Raw genomic sequence first — 559 nt, forward strand, 5'->3', positions numbered from 1 at the left:
GTACCGAATTATTCTGCATCATTGATGATTTCTTTCTTAAATTTGAAGCAACTTATTGGAAGTTTCTCAAACAAAGTCGTCGCTCTGTAAGAATTCGACCAGCCCAGCTGAGTCTCTCAGAAATACATTTTATCGCTATTTGGTATAAGTGTTCTCATTTCAACAATTTCAAAGCTTTCTTTTCATGGTTGAAGCAGGATAAAAATCATTTATTTAAACGCTTACCCTGTTACCAAAGGATGATTCACCTGATCAATATGCATCAATTAGCTCTACATGCTTTACATGTCGCTTTGATGAAAGGTGAATACAAACAATATTTATGGATTGATTCAACGACTCTGCCTGTCTGTAAAAATCAGCGTATTCAGCGTCATAAATCATTAGCCAAGATTGCATCTCGCGGTAAAAGTTCAATGGGATGGTTTTATGGCTGTAAGTTACATATCGTGATGAATCAATTCGGTGAGATCGTTAGCTCAGGCTTATCTAATGGGCATGTTGCTGACATAAAAATGGTTGAACAATTGGTTGAAGGCCTAGACGCAAAGCTTTATGC

Annotated in this window: 1 protein-coding gene; it reads left to right on the plus strand. The window is 36.9% G+C overall.

Annotation, left to right across the window (positions count from 1 at the left end; all coding sequences use genetic code 11):
- The coding region (locus JR005_RS15315; protein WP_228731807.1) for an IS982 family transposase at positions 1 to 559 on the plus strand (559 nt) is incomplete at both ends.

The organism is Acinetobacter sp. Colony158 (assembly GCF_019264745.1).
GTDB classification, from domain to species: Bacteria; Pseudomonadota; Gammaproteobacteria; order Pseudomonadales; family Moraxellaceae; genus Acinetobacter; species Acinetobacter ursingii.